This window comes from Aliiroseovarius sp., assembly GCF_965228805.1.
Lineage (GTDB): Bacteria > Pseudomonadota > Alphaproteobacteria > Rhodobacterales > Rhodobacteraceae > JASBTN01.
Window position 1 is genome coordinate 3038308 of sequence record NZ_CBDDIE010000003.1, and the last position, 19294, is coordinate 3057601.

Below are 19294 nucleotides of genomic sequence, written 5' to 3' on the forward strand. Positions count from 1 at the left end.
CTGGGCTTTGTGCCTTACCCGCGCTTGGCGGTCAAATGGCTGATGACCAGCGAGGCGAGAATGCAGGCGGTAAAGGCGTAAAGGCCCCAGGCGGTCTCGATCTTGGCCATGCCGACGCCCTTGATGATGACGATGTAAAGCGCGATCAGGAAGACATCCGCCATCGCCAGCTTGCCCAGCCAATTGAGCACGGGCAGCACCTTGCGGCGCAGCATCCCGAACTGAATCAGGGCCACGCCCAGCACCTTCAGGATTGGTGCGAAAATGGCGAAGAAAGTGACCAGTAGGGCCAGCAGCACATCCGTGCCCCAGAGCGCCTGGAGGCCCGAGACCACGCTGACCTCCTTGAGGCCAAAGAGTGGCAGGTTCCACCCGGCCCGCATCAGCGGCGCGAACCAGGACAGGGGGAAGGCGATGAGCAGGGCGAGGTTCAAGTAACGCATGGGTTTCCTATGAAAACAGATACGTGGTGACCGAGAGGGCGGTCGGGACAATCAGACAAAGGGTGAGGCCAAGCGTGCCCCAACTCCCACGCATGTAATCCGCGATCAGGATCGTGGGCAAGGCCGTGATGGACGCAAGAAACACCGCGGCAGCAACGGGGAGTGAAAAGACTGCGGGATGGCTTGATGCCCAAAGGGGCAGAGCGTTCCACCAGATCAGAAGAGCCAGCGCGATCAGTCGCAGGAAGATCCGTCTCTCGCGGCTTCGGTCCGACCACCGGGCTAAGCGCAGGGGGAGGTACAGAAGCGCCTCAAACACCAGCTCTGCGATGAACGAAATCAAACCAACTCCCAGCTCTCCCACGGAACCTCCAATAACAACTCCACTCATGGATGTAGGTCGCAGGTAGGGTATGTCCAGAAATCCGTGACGGGGAAAAATCCGGACAAAACAACAGCCGGGGCATGGCAATCGCGCGTCCCCGGCTGTCGTCGCGAGTTCAGAGCGGGAAATGATCCACCCTTTGCAAGCAACTCAGTTCCACAATGACTTGGCTTGGCCCTGGGGGCCTGCTGAACAACTCGTCACCAATCTTCCCCATACGGGCCGCCTTGCAAAACCCTTGTTTTCAAGGGTGGGCGGCCTGTCAGAAGTGTACCGTAGAAGGAAGGTTTCGATAATCCGGTTTCTTGGAACCAGTGCACGGGTGGGTTGTCGGACTGTTGAGTGGAGCGAGACAATACTCGCCTAGCGCGGGCATTGTCGGTTGGAGGCTATCGCACTGCTTCAATCGGGCCTTCGGCGCGGCCGTGGATGAATTGCTCGACATAGGGGTCGGGACTTTCGTCCATCTCGGCGACAGGCCCGGTCCATTGGATGACGCCTTCGTGCAGCATGGCGACCTTGTCGGCAATGGCGCGCACCGAGGACATGTCGTGGGTGATCGTCATGGCCGTCGCGCCCATTTCAACCACGATCTCGCGGATCAGCTCGTTGATCACGCCAGCCATGATCGGGTCGAGCCCGGTGGTGGGTTCGTCGAAGAAGATGATCTCGGGCTCGGCGGCGATGGCGCGGGCCAGGCCCACGCGTTTCTGCATGCCGCCGGACAGTTCGGCGGGCAGCAGGTCGGCCACGTCCGGTTTGAGGCCCACACGGCGCAGTTTCTCGATCGCGATCTCGCGGGCTTCCGTCTTGGGGCGGGCAAGGGAGCCGCGCAACAGGCGGAAGGCGACGTTCTGCCAGACCGGGAGTGAATCGAACAGTGCCGCGCCTTGAAAGAGCATGCCGAAACGGGCCAGGAAGGCGTCACGCTCTGCGCGGGCCACGTCCTGTCCGTCCAGCAGGATGGTGCCCGCATCAGGTGTCATCAGGCCCAAGATACATTTCAGCAGCACGGACTTGCCGGTGCCCGACCCGCCGATCACCACCATGCTTTCGCCCTTGGGGATGGTCAGGTTGACCCCTTGCAAGACCCGTTTGGGGCCAAAGTGCTTATGGACGTCGCGAAGTTCGATCATTGGGTAAAGAACAGGTTGGTGAGCAGGAAGTTGGCGGCAAGGATCAGCACGGCGGCGGCAGCGACCGAGGTTTTGGTGGCCCGGCCCACGCCCTGGGCGCCGCGGCCCGATTGCATGCCGTGGTAGCAGCCCATCACGGTGGCAATGCCGCCGAAGGCCGCGCCCTTGACCAGAGACGAGACGATATCGGCGGCTTCCAGGAAATCCCAGGTGTTCTTGATATAGGTGCCGGGTGCAAAACCCAGCTGCCCGGTGCCGACCAGGAAGCCACCCCAGATGCCGATGATATCGCCCACGGCGACCAGAACCGGCACGGTGATCAAACCCGCCAGCACGCGCGGTGCGGTCAGGTATTTCATCGGGTGGGTCGACAGGGTGACCAGAGCGTCGATCTGCTCGGTCACTTTCATCGTGGCGATCTCGGCGGCGATGGAGGAGGTCACGCGGGCGGCGACCATGAGGCCCACCAGCACCGGACCCAGCTCGCGCACCATGCCGATGGCGACGATCTGGGGCACCACGGCTTCCGCCGAGAAACGCTGACCACCGGCGTAGATCTGAAGCGCCAGCGCGCCGCCGGTAAAGATCGCAGTGAGGCCGACAACGGGCAGCGAGAACCAGCCGACATTCATCAGCGCGTTCAGAAACTCACGCGGGTAGAACGGCGGGCGCAGGATGTGGCTCAATGCCTCGAGCGCAAACAGGGTGATCCGTCCGACCGAGGCGAGCGCGGCCAGAACCCAGCGGCCGAGGGCCGCGAGAGGTGCCGTGAGGATCACTGGCGGCCTCGGGCGTAGCGACGCGCGTAGCGGGCGCCCAGTTGGGTCAGGATCTCGTATCCGATGGTGCCAGCCACATCTGCCAGGTCATCTACGCTCTGATTGTTGCCAAGCATGGACAGGGATTTCGGTTTTTCGCGCAGATGGGTCACGTCTACGCCGATCAGGTCCATCGAGACGCGACCCACGATCGGGCAAGGCTCGTCCTCGTGAAACAGCACTGCCTGGTTCGAGATGTGGCGCTGCAGCCCGTCCGCATAGCCTCCCGAGACGGTTGCGATACGTGAGGGGCGCTCGGCCTCCCAACCATTGGCGTAGCCGACCGTTTCGCCGGGGGCGAGGTCGCGAATCTGGATCACGGGCAGGTCGAGGAAGGCGACCGGCTTGGCCTCTTCATAAGGCAGGCCGCCATAGAGGCCGATGCCCGGGCGGGTCAGGTCGAAATGATAGTCCGGGCCCAGCAGGATGCCGCCGGTGGCAGCCAGTGAGCGAGGCACGTCGATCCCGTCGGTCATCTCGTGGAAGGCCGCGAGCTGACGGGCATTCATTGCGTGGTCTGGCTCGTCGGCGCAGGCGAGGTGGCTCATCACAAGGCTTGGCCCCTGCGCAAGCGCAATGGGGGCGATGGCCGCCCATTCGCCCGGCTCCATGCCCAGACGGTTCATGCCGGTATCGAGCTGGATGCCGAAGGCATGGCCAGGCAGTGCCTCGAAATGGCGGGTGAGCTGGTCCATGGAGTTCAGCATCGGCACCAGGTTCAGGTCGTGGATCATGTCCGTGTCGCCGGACATGTGGCCGGAAAAGACGCTGATCTCCGGTCCCGGGCCCAAGGCCTCGCGCAGGGTGGCGCCTTCTTCGGCCACCGCCACGAAGAAACGGCGCGCGCCCGCCGCGGCCAGGGCCCGGCCGACCTTGGCCACACCCAGCCCGTAGGCATCTGCCTTTACCACGGCGGCGGTTTGTACCGTCTCGCCACTCATACCGTCCAGCGCACGCCAGTTGGCGGCGATGGCATCAAGGTCAATCGTCAAACGTCCTGTGCTCATGACAGGGGTTTTTGACAGGCCCGCGCGCAAGGTCAAGGGAAAAGGCCGAGCCCGGATGGGGAAGCGTTTTCCGACCCGGAAGACGGATCGGAATTCGCATCGAATTCCGGCGCCGTCAGGCCAGCGTCGTCTCGATCCGGCTGGAGGCCTCCAGGGTCTTGTGCACGGGGCATTTGTCGGCAATCTCCAACAGCTTCGCCCGTTGCTCCGCGTCGAGCGGTCCTTCAAGGTGGATCTCGCGCCGGAAAGTGTCGATCTTGGCGCTGGTGCCATTGCCTGCGTCCTGGGCGTGGACCTTGTCATGGGTCACGTCCACGCGCACGCCTTCCAGCGGCCAGCCCTTGCGCCGCGCATACATGCGGATGGTCATCGAGGTGCAGGCGCCCAGCCCCGAGGCTAGGAAACCATAGGGCGACATGCCCTTGTTGGTGCCGCCATAGGCCAAAGGTTCATCCGCAAGCGCATGGTGCGATGGGCCCGAGGTCACATCCTGCAGGAAACCGTCCGGGTCCGCCTCGACCACACGCACCACGCCTTCGGGTGCACCAATGGGCGGTGCGGGGGGCGTCAGGGTCATGTAACGCTGCGCCCAGGCGGCGATCACGTCGGCGGCGTATTCGGCATCCTCGCCACGCGACAGCAGGTGGTCGGCGTCATCCAGGGTGACGAAGCTTTTTGGATGTTTGGCGGTGACGAAGATCTCCTGCGCGTTTTCGATGCCCACGATGGCGTCGCGCGGGGCGTGCAATACCAGAAGCGCCGCGCCCAGGCCACGGATGGCCGGTTGCAGGCTGGCCTCGGCGATATCGTCCAGGAACCCCTTGCCAATGCGCAAGGGACGACCGCCCAAATTGACCTCGGCCACGCCCTCGCGGGCGATTTCCTCGACTTTTTCGCCGAAGTTGTGGGCCACATGATCGGGCGCCGCCGGGGCGCCGATGGTGACAACGGCCTCGACCCCGATCTCGGGCGCGGCCTTCAGCACCGCGGCCCCGCCCAGACTGTGTCCGATCAACAGGCTCGGTTTCATGCCACGCGCGGTCAGTGCCAGGGCGGCCCGGGTCAGGTCGGTGACATTCGACGTGAAGGAGGTGTTTTCAAACTCGCCACCCGAATGGCCAAGGCCGGTAAAGTCGAAGCGCAGCACGGCGATGCCCGCAGCGGTCAGGCGGGCGGCAATGCGGCGGGCGGCCAGGATATCCTTGCCGCAGGTAAAGCAATGGGCAAACAGCGCCGTGGCCAGATGCGGCCCATCCGGCAGATCCAGCCGCGCCGCCAGATCGGCGCCGTCATGGCCGGGGAAGGTGAACTTTTCGGTTTTCATAGATGGTCCTTTCGCTTGGTCCCGAGGGTGGGGACACAAGCGGGGCGAGACAAGAGCAGGGAGGCCCGTGTCACGCCCCTGTGAAAGGAGGTGACCCGAAGGGGCGGATCAGGCCTCGCCCATCAGAACCGGGTCGAACGGGTAGGTTGTCAGGTTCTCGAACCCGTCCTCCGTCACCAGCACTTGATCTTCGAGCTTGATCGAGAAGGCGCCGCCCTCTTCGCCCACCAGCGCCTCGACACAGAGCACCATGCCTGGCTCCAGCGCATAGTCGTAGGAGCCTTCGACATAGTGGTCCGGATAGGCCACCAGCGGCCATTCATCGCATAGGCCGACCCCGTGCATCAGACAGCCGTATTTCTGGTTCCAGAATTTATCATCCAGCCGGTGGGAGTTCTGCACGAGCTCGGGAATGGTCACGCCGGGCTTCAGCATCTGCATATTGGTCTGGATGTGCTCATGGGCGTGTTGCATCGCGTAGATCATTGAGTTCGTGGGTTTTTCATCGCCGATCCACCAGGTTCGGCTGATGTCTACGCAGATGCCGTAAGCGCCGATAAGATCGGTGTCGAAGGCTATGATCTCGTTCGGTCGGGTGATGCGCGGGCCGCATTCCTGAAACCACGGATTGGTGCGCTGGCCCGAGGTCAGAAGCCGCGTTTCGATCCATTCTCCGCCGCGCTTGATGTTTTCGGCATGCAGAACCGCCCAGATGTCATCTTCCGAGGTCTGGCCTTGCGGCACCATCTCGCGAGCAAAGGCCTCCATGGCGGCCACCGACAGCTCGCAGGCATGGCTGGCGCAGCGCATCGCCAGGATCTCGTCCGGCCCCTTCACGGCGCGGGATTTCTCGGTGACCTCTTCCCCCTCCATGATCTCGAACCCCTGCGCTTCCAGCGCGCGCAGCCCGTGCAGCATGATCTTGTCCACCGCCAGGCGCTTGTTGCCGCCTGCGTGTTCCTCGATCAGCACGCGCACTTCGTTCGAGAAGACATCGGCGGCGATATCCACCTTGTCGCCCCGGTCGAAATAGAACAGGTCCGCGCCGGAGCGTTGCTCGCGCACCAGCGGGTTGAAGGTGCTGAGGAAGGGCGAGTTCTTGTAGTCCCAGATCACCATGTAACCATCAGCGCAGAGCAATACGGCGCGGAAGGGATTGTGCGTGTTCCACAGCTGCATGTTGGTACTGTCGGTCGCATATCGGATGTTCAGCGGGTCGAACATCAACAGCCCGCCATAGCCACGATCAATGATGTGCTGACTCAGCCTTTTCCAGCGGTGTTCGCGCATGCGCTCGAGGTTCGGCAGCGCCAGCCCCGCAGCGTCCCATTCGCGAAAGGCCAGTTGGGTCGGGCCAATCTCGATCCGATCATTGTCATTGGGCGAGCCGTCGCCCAGGTGGTCTCCGCGGGTCGGATCGATTTTGCGGCGGTCGCGGTAATGCTGATCCATGGCTGGTCCTCCCTGTGTCGGTTTGACGCTAGGGATTGGTCGGGGTCTTGCTTTCCCGTTTGCGGCAGACCAATGTCGGCTTCGGGCCAGCGGGGGATAGCAAGCGAATGGTCGAAATTTGTCAAAAGGAATTGCCGGTCAAACCGTGGCGCGAGGATCGTACGCGCCGCTTGCCGGGGATCAGCCCGGTGATGCCGGGAGAATGGTTGATGGTCGATGACGCCTATTCGGCGCAAATGGCCCACAAGGCGCGGTTGCTTGCGGATCGTGGCAACAAGGTGCTGCGTATCGAAGACAGCGCCCGCCCGGCGGCGGAGGAGTTGCTGGAGCGTATCCTTTACGAGCTGGTGGCCCTGCCCGGGTTTTCGGTTGGGGTACAAGAGGTGTCCTGCCCGGACGGGCGTATTGTCGCCTTGGATCGTGACCTTCCCCTGGAAACCTGTTCAGCGCTCGTGCAGGAGGATCTGATCCTGCTGGAACGGCCGGAGGGCCAGGACGAGCATGTCATGACTGCCGCACTACTGGCCTTTCCGGCCAGCTGGATGTTGGCGGAGAAATACCTCAAGCCGCTGACCCTGATCCATACGCCGGTGCCGGAGTATGCGGGCGATATTGCCAAGCGGGTGCAGCGGCTGTTTGACGGCATTCACCCAGACCGGCCCATGTGGCGGGCGAACTTTCTGACTTATGGCGATCCGGAGCTGCATCAGCCACGGTGTGAGGCCGACAAACGCCCTCTGCACGAGGATGGGCCGCGTTGGATGCGGGTGGAACGTCAATGCATGCTGCGCCTGCCTATCACCCGGGCGGTGGTGTTTTCCATTCACACCTATGTGTTGCCCTGGACCCAGCTTGACCCAGCGGACCGGCGCATGCTGGAGACCTTGAACGGGTAGCCTAGGCTGCCGAGGGACCTGTGGGGCGCGGGCCGGTACCGGGCTGGGGACGGATGGCGAGCGGGGCCTGCGCTGCCGGGATCAGGTCGATCCGATTGACCTCGGGCGCGTGGGCGATCCGGTAGCTTTGGCCCGCGTGGTGAAAGCTCTGACCTCGCACCAGGTCGGGGCTGTGACGCGCTGCGGTCAGGAACGCCAGGGCGGCCCTTCTTACCACATCACGCGGCATGCCGCACAAGCGGGCGTGCAGATCCTGCCCGATCCAGAGCCGCGCACCGTCGAATGCGAGCGAGGGCACGCGGCGCGGGCCGGTCGCCTCGTCCATGACGCTTACGAACAGGGACAGGGGTTCGATGTCGGGAGAGAGGGCATCCAGTGCAGCGCGTTGCATCAGCAGGCCGGTCGGGCCCCACAGCATGGCCTGAGGGGGATGTCGTCGGGCCAGGGTCTGGCTGGCCCGAAGCGCCAGGCGCAGAGCTTGGCGGTGGGTTGCGTCTCTCTGATCCGGCAGGTTGACATGCAATGCGATCCGCGCTCCGTGTCGACTGACAATGCCCAGCAGAGCCGCTCGATTGGCAGGAGTGGTGTCCTGTGGGATCGTGCCAACGAAGGCCTCGCCGCCCAGCGGGCTGTCATCGGCGTCAAGTCGCAGGTCCAGCCCTGGCCTGTCCTCGGTGGACAGGCACCCGTCCCGCAAACCGGCCTCAAGCTTCGCAATATGAGCCTTGGGCAGCGCGGGATAGAGATATGTGACGACAAGTGCGGTCATGGCGCTGAGCCAGAAGACTCAGGCGTACAGCGGGGTCGTGACGAAACGACCGTCCTGCCAGTGACGAATGCGCTTGACCCGCCCGGCGGCGACCCGCGGGGACAGGGCGCTTTGCGACAGCCCATCGGCACGGAAGGATTTAACCAGCCGCGTCTCGGCCATCTGCGCCTGAAGGCGATACATCGGGGTCTGCTGAATGCTTGCATAGGTGCTCATTGTTACTGCCTCACATGTTTTCTGGTTTTGCACTGGCAACAATCGCAGGGCATTGCGGTGCGGATTTGGAAACAGTAGGGCTTTTTGAGGCGAATTTCGGCGTGGTTTCGCCACATTCAGCCTGCTGCGTAGGGCGGTCCGGCGCCCGTTCTCCAGGGTCAGGAAACAATGCGCGGGCCAGCAAAAAAGGGCGCCCACAAGGGACGCCCTTTCCGAAATCTTGACCGTGGTCCGGGGATCAGCAGCTGTAGTACAGCTGGTATTCCACCGGGTGCGGGGTGTGTTCGTAGGCGTAGACCTCTTCCCACTTCAGCTCCAGGAAGCCGTCGATCTGGTCCTTGGTGAACACGTCACCGGCCAGCAGGAAGTCGTGATCCTCGGCCAGGGCGTCCAGGGCCTCACGCAGCGAGGCGCAGACGGTCGGGATGCCTTCCAGCTCCTCGGCCGGCAGGTCGTAGAGGTTCTTGTCCTGCGCGGGGCCCGGGTCGATCTTGTTCTTGATACCGTCGAGGCCGGCCATCAGCAGGGCAGCGAAGCACAGGTAGGGGTTCGCTGCCGGATCGGGGAAGCGGGCTTCGACGCGCTTGGCCTTCGGGCTTTCGGTCCACGGAATACGCACGCAGCCCGAACGGTTGCGGGCCGAGTAGGCGCGCAGAACGGGGGCTTCGAAACCCGGGATCAGACGCTTGTAGGAGTTGGTCGCCGGGTTGGTGAAGGCGTTCAGGGTCTTGGCGTGCTTCAGGATACCGCCGATGAAGTACAGGGCTTCCTGCGACAGGTCGGCGTATTTGTCACCGGCGAAGAGCGGCTTGCCGTCCTTCCAGATCGACATGTTCACGTGCATGCCGGTGCCGTTGTCGCCCGCGATCGGCTTCGGCATGAAGGTCGCCGATTTGCCATAGGCGTGGGCCACGTTGTGGATCACGTATTTGTACTTCTGCAGCTCGTCGGCCTGCTTGGTCAGGCTGTCGAAGATCAGGCCCAGCTCGTGCTGGCATGACGCCACCTCGTGGTGGTGCTTGTCGGTCTTCATGCCGATCTGCTTCATGGTGGTCAGCATTTCCGAACGCAGGTCCTGCGCGTCGTCAATCGGGTTCACCGGGAAGTAGCCGCCCTTGACGCCCGGACGGTGGCCGGTGTTGCCCATCTCGTATTCAGCGTCCGAGTTCCAGGAGGCGTCGACCGCGTCCACCTCAAACGACACCTTGTTCATGGTGTTCGAGAAACGCACGTCGTCGAACAGGAAAAACTCGGCTTCCGGACCCATGTAGGCGACGTCACCGATGCCCGAGGATTTCAGGTAGGCTTCGGCCTTCTGGGCAGTGCCGCGCGGGTCGCGCTCGTAATGCTCGCCGGTGTCGGGTTCGGCGACAGAGCAGTGCACGCAGAGGGTCTTTTCGGCGTAGAACGGGTCAACATAGGCCGAAGCCGCGTCGGGCATCAGTTTCATGTCGGAGGCTTCGATCGACTTCCAGCCGGCGATGGACGAGCCGTCGAACATGAAGCCTTCTTCCAGGAAGTCTTCGTCGACCAGGTCCACGTCAACGGTCACGTGCTGCAGCTTGCCGCGCACATCGGTAAAGCGGATGTCGACATAGGCAACGCCTTCATCCTTGATCATTTTGAGGAGGTCTTGATTGTTCATCTGTCTCTCGTCCTTGGTGTTGGTATTTGGGTGTTACAGGGCGTCCTCACCGGATTCACCGGTGCGGATGCGAATGGCTTGTTCGACGGTCGAGACAAAGATCTTGCCGTCCCCGATCTTGTCGGTCTTGGCCGCGTCCACGATCGCTTCGATCGCCGCATCAGCCTGGTCGGCGGGCAGCACGACCTCGATTTTCACCTTGGGCAGGAAGTCCACGACATACTCGGCGCCGCGATAGAGCTCCGTATGGCCCTTCTGGCGGCCAAAGCCCTTGACCTCGATCACTGACAGGCCCTGCACGCCAATGTCCTGCAGCGCCTCTTTGACTTCATCCAGCTTGAACGGCTTGATGATGGCCTCGATCTTTTTCATGTCGTCTCCCCCCACGAAAAGGTTTGATGGATTCTGCGTCAAAGGTGAAAGACCACTTTCACGCGGGCGTCACAATTGGCTAGGCTGAGCGCAAGTTGACGCAGGGCCGGTTTTGCGGGCTTGTGCCTAAAATTTAGGCAGAATGCCCTGATGCTGGGCAGTTTGTGAATTTCCTGTCGAATTTGGAGGCAGAACCATGGCCGAACTCCTTACCGCCGCCCAAATGCGCGCCATCGAACAGGCGGCGATTGATTCCGGCGAGGTGACCGGGCTGGAGCTGATGGAACGGGCTGGAAAGGGTGTGGTCGAGGCCATCTTTGAGGAATGGCCGGAGCTGGCGCAGACTTCACACCGCGCGGTGGTGCTGTGCGGGCCGGGCAACAATGGCGGCGACGGGTTCGTCATCGCGCGGCTGCTGAAGGAGTGGGGCTGGGAGGTGGGGGTGTTTCTGTATGGCGATGCCGAGAAACTGCCCCCGGATGCGCGCAGGAATTATGAGCGGTGGATTGGGATTGGGGAGGTGATGCCTTGGAACGATCAAGCGATCCGCAGCGCCTATGAAAACGATGAAAGTGGTGCTCAGTATGTCATTGTTGATGCCCTGTTCGGGACAGGGCTGACTCGCGCGATGCCAGAGGACACAACTGAGATGTGGCACGGTTTCATGTCTTCAGCTCTTGGGGTGTTTGCACATGATCCAGGCGGCGACAGATTTGTCGCCGTCGATTTCCCAAGTGGGATTTGCAGTGACAGTGGTAAAGACTTCGGCGCATTGCCGACGCATCTGACCGTCACCTTTCACCGTGCAAAACTCGGACATTACGCGGTTGATGGCTGTGAACATTACGGCGGCGCATTGGGGTGCAACAAGGTCGTCGTGAAAGACATCGGCATTGATTCCCGCTTTCGGTCATCTGCAGAGCCAATTCGCCTCAAGGCCGAACCTGGGTTTCTTGGAAAAGTCGGTCGCAATCACAAATTCTCTCACGGCCATGCGCTGATCCTGTCCGGCGGCTCCGGCAAGGGCGGGGCAGGGCGGTTGGCCGCGCGGGGGGCGTTGCGCATTGGCGCGGGGTTGGTGACCGTGGGGCCGACGCCGGGCGCGTTGCAGGAAAACGCGGCGCGGTTGGATGCGGTGATGTTATCCCCGGTGAAGGACGCGGACACGTTGGGCGTGGTGCTGCAGGACGGGCGGATCAATGCGCTCTGCCTGGGACCGGGGCTGGGGATTGAACGCGCGCGGGAGTTGGTGCCGGGGGCACTGGAGGCGAAACGCGCGACGGTTCTGGATGCGGATGCGCTGAGCGCCTATGCGGACGACCCCCTGTTCCTGTTCGACATGCTGCACAAGGGCTGCGTGCTCACACCCCATGCGGGGGAGTTTGCCCGCCTGTTCCCAGATCTTGCCCAAAAGCTTAACGCGGAACCCACCAAAGGCCCGGCCTATTCCAAGGTGGATGCAACGCGGGAGGCCGCCGCGCGGGCGGGCTGTGTGGTGCTGTTCAAGGGCGCGGATACGGTGATTGCCGCGCCGGATGGGCGGTGTTCGGTCAACTCTGCGGCTTATGAGCGTGCCGCGCCTTGGCTCGCGACCGCCGGGTCCGGCGATGTGCTAGCCGGGTTTATCACCGGGCTTCTGGCGCGGGGGCTGTCGCCGATGCAGGCGGCGGAAAGCGGTGCCTGGCTGCATGTGGAATGCGCTCTGGAGTTCGGGCCTGGGCTGATCGCCGAAGACCTGCCGGAGCAGTTGCCGAAAGTGTTTCGCAAGCTCGGGCTCTAGATATGTTTCGCGCCGGACCTGCGTGGCAAGCCCGGCGCGATGTCATGGCACCCGGTGGAGTGGTGTGGAGTGGGCTGGGTCAGCCCCGAGGTGCCACCAAAGAAATGTGAGTTGCCTCAGTCCGCGCGAGCCGTGGTCAGCTCCAGCCCGTCGGCATAGATGATGTGTTCGGCATCGAAGCAGAGGCGATAGAGCAGGGTTTGTTCCACCGCTTCGCGCAGGGCGCCCACGAGGTTGCGGGCGGCGGTCAGGCTGGTGGCTTCACCGCGTGTCATGACCGGCTGGTTGGCATTGACACACACGTCGCGCTCGGGCCGGTTCTCGCCAAAGGCGCCTGCGGTGATGGTGGTGACATGGGCGAAGTGTTGCGTCACGCCGCGCAGGGTCTGGGCGCCACGGTCGCGGGTGATCACCCGGTCGCCGCTGCGCAGCTGTTCGACAGGCACCTCGCCGCGCAGGGTCAGCACGATCGTGCCGGGCGCAAGGCCGGTGCGGGCCGTCGCTTCAAACGTGGTCGAATGGATCTCGGGCGTCATCATGTTCATGGCAGCATCACTCCTATGTCCCCGACACAGAAGTTAATGCGGAATGTGGCGCGAATGAGGCGCGGATGGGACAAGTTAACGACCCGTTACCGTCTGGGCCTCCACCTTCGGGCGCCGTTTGAGCCCCTTGAGCGGGGTTGAGGTCAGGTCGAGCCCGCCCACGCGGATCACGTGCTTGTCCTCGAAATGCAGCTGGAAGAGCATTGTTTGACCGCCACCGGTCTCGCGCCGCAGATGCTCCCCGTCCAGAAGGCGCGCGGTGGGAACAAGAACGCGGGGACGTCCGTACATCGCCTTGGCGCGCCAGTCGCGCAGCAGCAGGGGCTGTTCGGCGGCGATCCAGAAATCCGGCGCCTCGGTCCGCGGATCCAGGCTGCGGGGCGAGACGCGGATCAGATCGTTGCGATAAACCGGCCGGGCCGTGATCGCCCGCAGCTTTACCATGCCCCGATCCAGGGTGACGATGCGGTCACCGGCATGCAGGAACTCCACCGGAAGCTCGCCGTCCAGAGTCGTGACAAGGGCGCCAGCCGCAAGGCCGGACATAAAGATATGACGGGGCGGGCGGGTCTGTTGCCCACCTGTCAGCCCCCGGTTTTTCTGTACCATGGGTGCCTGTTCGTTCTGACTGCTCTTTTTTTCGCAACCATAGCCGAAGATAGGGTTAAGCGTCACGCCTTTTCGCCGCTTTTTCCTCTCGCATCCCCGCACCGACTTTGTTAGAAGGGCGCGAAATTCAGGCGGCCCTGAACGGGCTGCCTGTTGGTTTTCGCGGGTGTGGCGGAATTGGTAGACGCACCAGATTTAGGTTCTGGCGCCGTGAGGCGTGGGGGTTCGAGTCCCTTCACCCGCACCAGAGAAGAGAAAAGGACGAAACAATGCAGGTCACCGAGACCCTGAATGAAGGCCTGAAGCGTGGCTACAAGATCGTGGTTCCGGCCGCCGATCTGGACGCCAAGGTCAACGAAAAGCTGGAAGAGGCCCGGCCTGAAGTCGAGATGAAGGGCTTCCGCAAGGGCAAGGTGCCGATGGCCCTGCTGAAAAAGCAGTTCGGCCCGCGCCTGATGGGCGAAGCCATGCAGGAAGCCGTCGATGGCGCCATGGCCAAGCATTTCGAAGATTCGGGTGATCGTCCCGCCCTGCAGCCGAACGTCACCATGACCAACCAGGAAGGTTGGAAAGAAGGCGACGATGTTGAGGTCGAGATGTCCTATGAGGCCCTGCCGGAAATCCCGGACGTGGACCTGAAAGGTATCAAGCTGGAGAAGATGGTGGTGAAGGCCGCCGAAGCTGATGTGGACGAAGCCCTGGGCAACCTGGCCGAAACCGCGCAGGACTTCGACGATCGCCGCAAGGGCTCGAAAGCCAAGGACGGCGACCAGGTCGTGATCGACTTCCTGGGCAAGATCGACGGCGAAGCCTTCGACGGTGGCGCGGCGGACGACTTCCCGCTGGTGCTGGGCTCGGGCAGCTTCATCCCCGGTTTCGAAGATCAGCTGATCGGCGCCAAGGCCGATGAAGAGGTCGAGGTGAAGGTGTCCTTCCCCGAAGATTACCAGGCCGAGAACCTGGCCGGTAAGGAAGCCGTGTTCGAATGCACCGTGAAGGCCGTCAAGGCGCCGAAGGCTGCCGAGATCAACGACGAGCTGGCCACCAAGTTTGGTGCCGAAGACCTGGCCGCGCTGAAAACCCAGATCGGTGAGCGTCTGGAAGCCGAATACACCGGCGCCGCCCGCGCCGTGATGAAGCGCGCCCTGCTGGACGAGCTGGACAAGGCCGTGTCCTTCGATCTGCCGCCGTCGCTGCTGGACGCTGAGGCCAAGCAGATCGCCCACCAGCTGTGGCACGAGGAAAACCCCGAGGTGGAAGGTCACGACCACCCGGAGATCGAGCCGACCGAGGAGCACACCTCGCTGGCCGCACGCCGCGTGCGTCTGGGTCTGCTGCTGGCCGAGTTGGGTCAGAAGAACGAGATCGAAGTGTCCGACGCCGAATTCACTCAGGCGATCATGAACCAGGCCCGCCAGTACCCGGGTCAGGAACGCCAGTTCTTTGAATTCGTGCAGCAGAACCCGCAGATGCGCCAGCAGATCCAGGCGCCGCTGTTCGAGGACAAGGTCGTCGACTACGTGTTCGAACTGGCCGAAGTGGCGGAAAAAGAGGTCTCGAAAGACGACCTGCAGAAAGCCGTCGAGGCGCTGGACGACGAATAAGTCGCCTCTGTATGGAAATACGAAAGGCCGCCCGTTTGGGCGGCCTTTTTTGTTGGGGCGGGCAGGGGTCAGCCGATGACCCTGTGACCGCGACCCTGCATGCAGCGGATCAGCACCTCGCGCTGTTCTTCCTTGATGGCTTCGTTCTTTTCTGCGGCCCCGACCAATCCGCCGACTGCCGCACCGATCAGGGCGCCTTCCAGCTCGTCTCCATCATCGGCATCCAGCCCACCAATCACCGCGCCCACGGCGGCGGTTCCGGCGATTTCCTTGTTCAGCTCGGGATCGTCGTACCCCAGCGCCAGGCTGCGGCAAGTGGCCAGGTCATCCTGAAATCCGATCGCCTGCGGCCCGTCCAGCGTCAGCGGTCGATCGACAGGCGCCTTGGCGCAGGCTGCCGCCGTCAGGATCAGGCCAATCAGCAGCACGGGTTTGCCGGTCTTCATCACAATCATTCCAATGTCCTTTTGTCTTTGCCCGTACCACCCGGGCTGTTGATGGGGCAGAGATAGGGGTGCCGCCATGTTGGTTCAAGAAAAAAGATTTATGAAAAACATAAAAGACGTTACGAAAAACATGCTTTACTTGGGCAAAAAATTGCCTAGGTTTGTGAGGTAACACCAGATGGAGCCTTTGAATGATCCGCTTTGCCCGCATTGCCATGCTTATCAGTTGGACCGCTCTGTTCCTGGCTGTGCTTTTCCTGCTTGGGGTCGGGGTTTTCGTGGACTCCGAAGCTCTGTTCGACTTCCTTGATCTGCCTTTGGATCTGCCGCCTGCACCAACTTGGGTGGTCGTCCTGTTGGTGCTGTCGAGCCTGGTGACGATGGCCACTCTGGGTCTGGTCTTCTGGCGGTTTCACCGGGTGCTGGGCTGTGCGCGGCTGAATGATTTTGGCGGCCTGGCCTGCCACCTCAAGGGGGCGGGCACGGCTCTGGTGGCGTTCTGGGCGGCGTTCCAGGTAACCGATCGGGTCATGCCGGTCCTGATGCTGCTGGACCACCCGGATCTGATGTGGGAAGAGTTCGACCCGTTCCTGATCGACCTGGACCTGATCTTTCTGGTCTTGGGCATCGTCTTCTGGGCCCTGGCGCGCAGCCTGGCACGGGCGGCCGAGATCGACGACGAAAACCGGCATTTTCTGTGAGCTGACCCATGGCCATCCACATCAACCTCGACCTCATGCTGGTAAAGCGCAAAGTGACGTCGCGCGAGCTGGCGCAGGCGATCGGCCTGTCCGAGACAAACCTGTCGCTCTTGAAGTCGGGCAAGGTGAAAGGGGTACGTTTTGCCTCGCTGGACGCGATCTGCAAATATCTGGACTGTCAGCCGGGGGATATCCTGGAATATGTCCCGGATGAAGAGGGGTAGGGCGCGCACGCCCCACCCGGGATCGCCTTAGCGATAGAAGGTTTCCAGCGTCAGGGTCGCGTCGCAGACCGAGCCGTCATGGGTGCCGACCCAGATATCCATCCAGCCGTTCGACGGGCGCGTCAGGGTGATCTTGGCGTCGTAGTTGCCGTTGTCATCATCGTCGTAGTACCAGTTGGCCGCGCCGGTGTTGATCAGCAGGATGCTGTCGCATTGGCTGCGCACTGAAAACGAGATCGAATAACGCTGCATGCCCGACAGGCGGATCGAGAAATCCGGCGCCTCGGTCACATAACCACGGCCACGATCAGAGCCGAAGCGAATGCCGCAGCCGGTGATCGAGCGATTTCCCCCGGCCTGCAGGCGCACCGATTGCGGATTGTACAAATCACTACCGTGAAGTTCGTAAGTGTCACCGTACAGGTTGTAGTTAGGGCAGGCGCCCGCAGCGCCAGCAATCATCGCCATCCCGATGCCCAAAACCGCTGAACGAATAGTCATAATCGATTCCCTCCTTATTGTTGCAGGAAGCCTAGACGCGGCCCCGGGCTATACAAAGGGAGAATCAAAAAAAACCGCGCCCCGAGGGGCGCGGTGTGTTCTTTCAGCAATTCGAAGAGCTTACTCTTCGTCTGCAGCCTCTTCGGCCGGGGCTTCGTCGCCGACGACCAGGTCGTCGTCTTCCGAGGCAGCCGAACCGATGTCGTCGAACAGTTCAGCGATCTCGAACTCGGCTTCTGCTTCTGCTTCGGCGGCCAGTTCCTGGATCGATTTGCCCGAGGCTTGCAGCTCGGCTTCTTCGTCCGAACGGGCAACGTTCAGCTGGATGGTCACTTCGACTTCCGGGTGCAGCTTGACGGCGACGTCATGCAGGCCCAGGTCCTTGATCGGAGCGATCAGGACAACCTGTTTCTTGTCCAGCGAGAAGCCGGCTTCGGTGGCGACATCAGCGGCGTCACGCGGGGTGACCGAACCGTAGAGGGCGCCGGCATCCGAGGCCGAACGAATCACGATGAACTGTTGACCGTCGAGCTTTTCGGCCAGGGCCTCGGCTTCTTTCTTGGTCTCCAGGTTGCGGGCTTCCAGCTGGGCTTTCTGGGCCTCGAAGGACGCCACATTGGCGGACGACGCGGTCAGGGCCTTGCCTTGCGGCAGCAGGAAGTTGCGGGCGTAACCGGGCTTGACGTCCACGACGTCACCCATCTGGCCCAGCTTGGCCACGCGTTCGAGCAGGATAACTTGCATTGTGCTTTCTCCTTACTTCACGGCGTAGGGCAGCAGCGCCAGGAAACGGGCGCGCTTGATGGCGCGGGCCAGTTCACGCTGTTTCTTGGCGGACACGGCGGTGATGCGCGAGGGCACGATCTTGCCACGCTCAGAGATGTAGCGCTGCAGCAGGCGGGTGTCCTTGTAGTCGATCTTGGGCGCGTTCTCGCCAGAGAACGGGCAGACCTTGCGACGGCGGAAAAACGGTTTGCTTGCCATTGGTTAGGTCTCCTTCACCTTAGCGGTCACGACCACGGCGGTCGCCGCGTTCGTCACGTTTCTGCATCTGGATCGAGGGGCCTTCGGCGTGATCGTCCACCTTGATCGTCAGAACGCGCATGACGTCGTCATGCAGGCGCATCAGGCGTTCCATTTCCTGCACGGCACCCGAGGGGGCGTCCGATTTCAGGAAGGCGTAGTGACCCTTGCGGTTCTTGTTGATCTTGTAGGCCATCGTCTTGACACCCCAGTACTCGCTGTCCACGAGCTTGCCGCCGTTGTCCGACAGCACGGTGCCAAAGTGTTCGATGAGGTTCTCGGCCTGGGTGTTCGACAGGTCCTGGCGCGAGATGAAGACATGCTCATACAGCGGCATGTGTGCTCCACTTCTGTTTTCAAGCGCGCTTCAAAGGGTGTGGCCAGTTCATGTCCCTTCACGGCCAACCCACGAGAGGCAACGCAAATCACGGTTTGCGAAAGGACGCGCCCTTATACACGCGAGGGGGGCGATTGCAAGGGGCCAGAGGGCTGTTTCATCTGCGAATTGACGCTGCGGAAGGGGTCATGGAATGATCCCGGCCCTGCCTTATTCGTGCCGCCTTCGTTGACGATCTCTTAAACCCAAGGGGAAAAAGAAAAAAGAGGATGGCGCGATGACCGCACAGCTTGGAGCTTTCGAGCAGGGCGTGACGCGTGTGAGTGAAGCGGCCCGCGGGCCGCGCGTATATCAGACCTATTGGGGATATGTGGTGACCGAGGGCGACCGGGCGCAGAGCCGCGGCAAGGCCTTCGAGCGGGTCGGCAAGGTGCTTGGCCTGGGCTGTGTGATGGCCGCCGCCGGGCTTTGGCTGCTGCCCGGAGCGCTGACCGGCCCCGATATCGTGGTGATGAAGCTGGCGTTGACCGTCGGGTTGATGATGGCCGGTGCGGTGTTGATATGGAGCGCCAAGGCCGGGTTCAATGACGAAATGCAGGTCGATCTGGTGCGCAAGGAGCTGCGTGTCGGGCAGCGTAATATCTCGGGCGATTACCGGCTGAGCGCGCAGGTGGGCTTTGCAGATATCGGCTCGGTCTTTCTGATGCGCTCGAAGAAACGTGGGGAGCCCGCGCGTCTGTTCCTGCGGATCGGCAATTCTGACCAGGCGCTGGAAGTGGCCACGGGGCGGGCGGATTTCCTGGAGCCGCTGCGCGAGCGTTTGGCGCGCGACATCACCAAGGCGGCGCGGGACGAGCTGCGGCTGCGGGAGGTGCGTCGCGGGCCGCAGGAGGTGCTGGACGCCGAGGCCGTCTGATCTTGCAGCGAACATGGCACTGGAAACCGCACTCTTGGGTGCGGTTTCGTCGTTTTTGCGGCCTGTTTTCCCAAGCGGCAATTGCGCCCGACCCGCCCGCGCGCTATCCCGGTGCGACAGAGCGAGACAGTGAGCGAAAAGGAGG

The 19294-nt window shown here is 62.4% G+C and carries 24 protein-coding genes and 1 tRNA gene; 7 read left to right on the plus strand and 18 right to left on the minus strand.

What is annotated here, in order from left to right; translation table 11 throughout:
• Positions 1-14 precede the first annotated feature (14 nt).
• The 7 genes from ACO07D_RS15990 to dddP all read right to left on the minus strand — a co-directional run bounded on the left by ACO07D_RS15990 (position 15) and on the right by dddP (position 6565).
• Complete coding sequence (locus ACO07D_RS15990) at positions 15-443, minus strand: paraquat-inducible protein A (protein WP_421703934.1); 429 nt, start codon at positions 441-443, stop codon at positions 15-17.
• A gap of 7 nt (positions 444-450) precedes the next feature.
• Complete coding sequence (locus ACO07D_RS15995) at positions 451-807, minus strand: hypothetical protein (RefSeq protein WP_421703935.1); 357 nt, start codon at positions 805-807, stop codon at positions 451-453.
• Between the two features lie 410 nt (positions 808-1217).
• Positions 1218-1964: an ABC transporter ATP-binding protein gene (locus tag ACO07D_RS16000; RefSeq protein ID WP_421703936.1), complete on the minus strand. Its 747-nt coding sequence runs from the start codon at positions 1962-1964 to the stop codon at positions 1218-1220.
• Entirely contained in the window at positions 1961-2743 is a 783-nt protein-coding gene (locus ACO07D_RS16005) for an MlaE family ABC transporter permease (protein ID WP_421703937.1), read from the minus strand. Before ACO07D_RS16005 ends, ACO07D_RS16000 begins: the two co-directional genes overlap by 4 nt.
• Complete coding sequence (alr, locus tag ACO07D_RS16010; RefSeq protein WP_421703938.1) at positions 2740-3789, minus strand: alanine racemase; 1050 nt, start codon at positions 3787-3789, stop codon at positions 2740-2742. The genes ACO07D_RS16005 and alr overlap by 4 nt, the downstream gene beginning before the upstream one ends.
• Before the next feature lie 115 nt (positions 3790-3904).
• Complete coding sequence (locus ACO07D_RS16015; protein WP_421703939.1) at positions 3905-5113, minus strand: alpha/beta fold hydrolase; 1209 nt, start codon at positions 5111-5113, stop codon at positions 3905-3907.
• A gap of 108 nt (positions 5114-5221) precedes the next feature.
• Positions 5222-6565, minus strand: a complete 1344-nt coding sequence (gene dddP / locus ACO07D_RS16020; protein ID WP_421703940.1) for a dimethylsulfonioproprionate lyase DddP — start codon at positions 6563-6565, stop codon at positions 5222-5224.
• A 107-nt stretch (positions 6566-6672) separates the two neighbouring features.
• Between dddP and ACO07D_RS16025 the strand changes: the two genes are divergently transcribed.
• Positions 6673-7461, plus strand: a complete 789-nt coding sequence (locus ACO07D_RS16025) for a heme-dependent oxidative N-demethylase family protein (RefSeq protein WP_421703941.1) — start codon at positions 6673-6675, stop codon at positions 7459-7461.
• 1 nt (position 7462) lies between these two features.
• Here ACO07D_RS16025 and ACO07D_RS16030 read toward each other — a convergent pair whose 3' ends face one another.
• The 4 genes from ACO07D_RS16030 to ACO07D_RS16045 form a co-directional block, all read right to left on the minus strand.
• Positions 7463-8230 (minus strand): hypothetical protein, encoded by a 768-nt coding sequence (locus tag ACO07D_RS16030; protein WP_421703942.1) that lies wholly within the window; start codon positions 8228-8230, stop codon positions 7463-7465.
• An 18-nt stretch (positions 8231-8248) separates the two neighbouring features.
• Positions 8249-8446 carry a hypothetical protein gene (locus ACO07D_RS16035; RefSeq protein ID WP_421703943.1) on the minus strand — a complete coding sequence of 66 codons (198 nt, stop codon included), beginning with the start codon at positions 8444-8446 and terminating at the stop codon, positions 8249-8251.
• A 238-nt stretch (positions 8447-8684) separates the two neighbouring features.
• Positions 8685-10091 carry a type I glutamate--ammonia ligase gene (gene glnA, locus ACO07D_RS16040; protein WP_421703944.1) on the minus strand — a complete coding sequence of 469 codons (1407 nt, stop codon included), beginning with the start codon at positions 10089-10091 and terminating at the stop codon, positions 8685-8687.
• A gap of 33 nt (positions 10092-10124) precedes the next feature.
• Positions 10125-10463 (minus strand): P-II family nitrogen regulator, encoded by a 339-nt coding sequence (locus ACO07D_RS16045; protein ID WP_421703945.1) that lies wholly within the window; start codon positions 10461-10463, stop codon positions 10125-10127.
• Between the two features lie 196 nt (positions 10464-10659).
• Here ACO07D_RS16045 and ACO07D_RS16050 point away from each other — a divergent pair, with 196 nt between their 5' ends.
• Positions 10660-12243: an NAD(P)H-hydrate dehydratase gene (locus tag ACO07D_RS16050; protein WP_421703946.1), complete on the plus strand. Its 1584-nt coding sequence runs from the start codon at positions 10660-10662 to the stop codon at positions 12241-12243.
• Positions 12244-12359: 116 nt separating this feature from the next.
• On the opposite strand, the gene ACO07D_RS16055 is transcribed toward ACO07D_RS16050, so the two are convergent.
• Together ACO07D_RS16055 and ACO07D_RS16060 are read right to left on the minus strand one after the other, a co-directional pair.
• Positions 12360-12788, minus strand: a complete 429-nt coding sequence (locus ACO07D_RS16055; RefSeq protein WP_421703947.1) for a Hint domain-containing protein — start codon at positions 12786-12788, stop codon at positions 12360-12362.
• Between the two features lie 75 nt (positions 12789-12863).
• Complete coding sequence (locus ACO07D_RS16060) at positions 12864-13397, minus strand: Hint domain-containing protein (protein ID WP_421703948.1); 534 nt, start codon at positions 13395-13397, stop codon at positions 12864-12866.
• A gap of 162 nt (positions 13398-13559) precedes the next feature.
• On the opposite strand from ACO07D_RS16060, the gene ACO07D_RS16065 reads away from it, so the two are divergent.
• A tRNA-Leu gene (locus ACO07D_RS16065) sits at positions 13560-13644 on the plus strand.
• A gap of 22 nt (positions 13645-13666) precedes the next feature.
• The gene (gene tig, locus ACO07D_RS16070) at positions 13667-15001 is read left to right on the plus strand and encodes a trigger factor (protein ID WP_421703949.1); all 1335 of its coding nucleotides are present in this window, start codon (positions 13667-13669) and stop codon (positions 14999-15001) included.
• 68 nt (positions 15002-15069) lie between these two features.
• Here tig and ACO07D_RS16075 read toward each other — a convergent pair whose 3' ends face one another.
• Positions 15070-15456 (minus strand): glycine zipper family protein, encoded by a 387-nt coding sequence (locus ACO07D_RS16075; protein WP_421703950.1) that lies wholly within the window; start codon positions 15454-15456, stop codon positions 15070-15072.
• A 182-nt stretch (positions 15457-15638) separates the two neighbouring features.
• Here ACO07D_RS16075 and ACO07D_RS16080 point away from each other — a divergent pair, with 182 nt between their 5' ends.
• Entirely contained in the window at positions 15639-16148 is a 510-nt protein-coding gene (locus ACO07D_RS16080) for a hypothetical protein (RefSeq protein WP_421703951.1), read from the plus strand.
• Between the two features lie 8 nt (positions 16149-16156).
• Positions 16157-16372 (plus strand): helix-turn-helix domain-containing protein, encoded by a 216-nt coding sequence (locus tag ACO07D_RS16085; RefSeq protein WP_421703952.1) that lies wholly within the window; start codon positions 16157-16159, stop codon positions 16370-16372.
• 27 nt (positions 16373-16399) lie between these two features.
• On the opposite strand, the gene ACO07D_RS16090 is transcribed toward ACO07D_RS16085, so the two are convergent.
• The 4 genes from ACO07D_RS16090 to rpsF all read right to left on the minus strand — a co-directional run bounded on the left by ACO07D_RS16090 (position 16400) and on the right by rpsF (position 18233).
• Positions 16400-16873 carry a hypothetical protein gene (locus ACO07D_RS16090; protein ID WP_421703953.1) on the minus strand — a complete coding sequence of 158 codons (474 nt, stop codon included), beginning with the start codon at positions 16871-16873 and terminating at the stop codon, positions 16400-16402.
• Between the two features lie 120 nt (positions 16874-16993).
• Positions 16994-17617, minus strand: a complete 624-nt coding sequence (gene rplI, locus ACO07D_RS16095) for a 50S ribosomal protein L9 (RefSeq protein ID WP_421703954.1) — start codon at positions 17615-17617, stop codon at positions 16994-16996.
• Positions 17618-17629: 12 nt separating this feature from the next.
• Positions 17630-17857 (minus strand): 30S ribosomal protein S18, encoded by a 228-nt coding sequence (rpsR, locus tag ACO07D_RS16100; protein WP_242106406.1) that lies wholly within the window; start codon positions 17855-17857, stop codon positions 17630-17632.
• Between the two features lie 19 nt (positions 17858-17876).
• On the minus strand, positions 17877-18233 hold the full coding sequence (gene rpsF / locus ACO07D_RS16105) for a 30S ribosomal protein S6 (RefSeq protein WP_300516730.1): 357 nt from the start codon (positions 18231-18233) through the stop codon (positions 17877-17879).
• A gap of 277 nt (positions 18234-18510) precedes the next feature.
• On the opposite strand from rpsF, the gene ACO07D_RS16110 reads away from it, so the two are divergent.
• On the plus strand, positions 18511-19149 hold the full coding sequence (locus ACO07D_RS16110; protein ID WP_421703955.1) for a hypothetical protein: 639 nt from the start codon (positions 18511-18513) through the stop codon (positions 19147-19149).
• Positions 19150-19294: the final 145 nt, after the last annotated feature.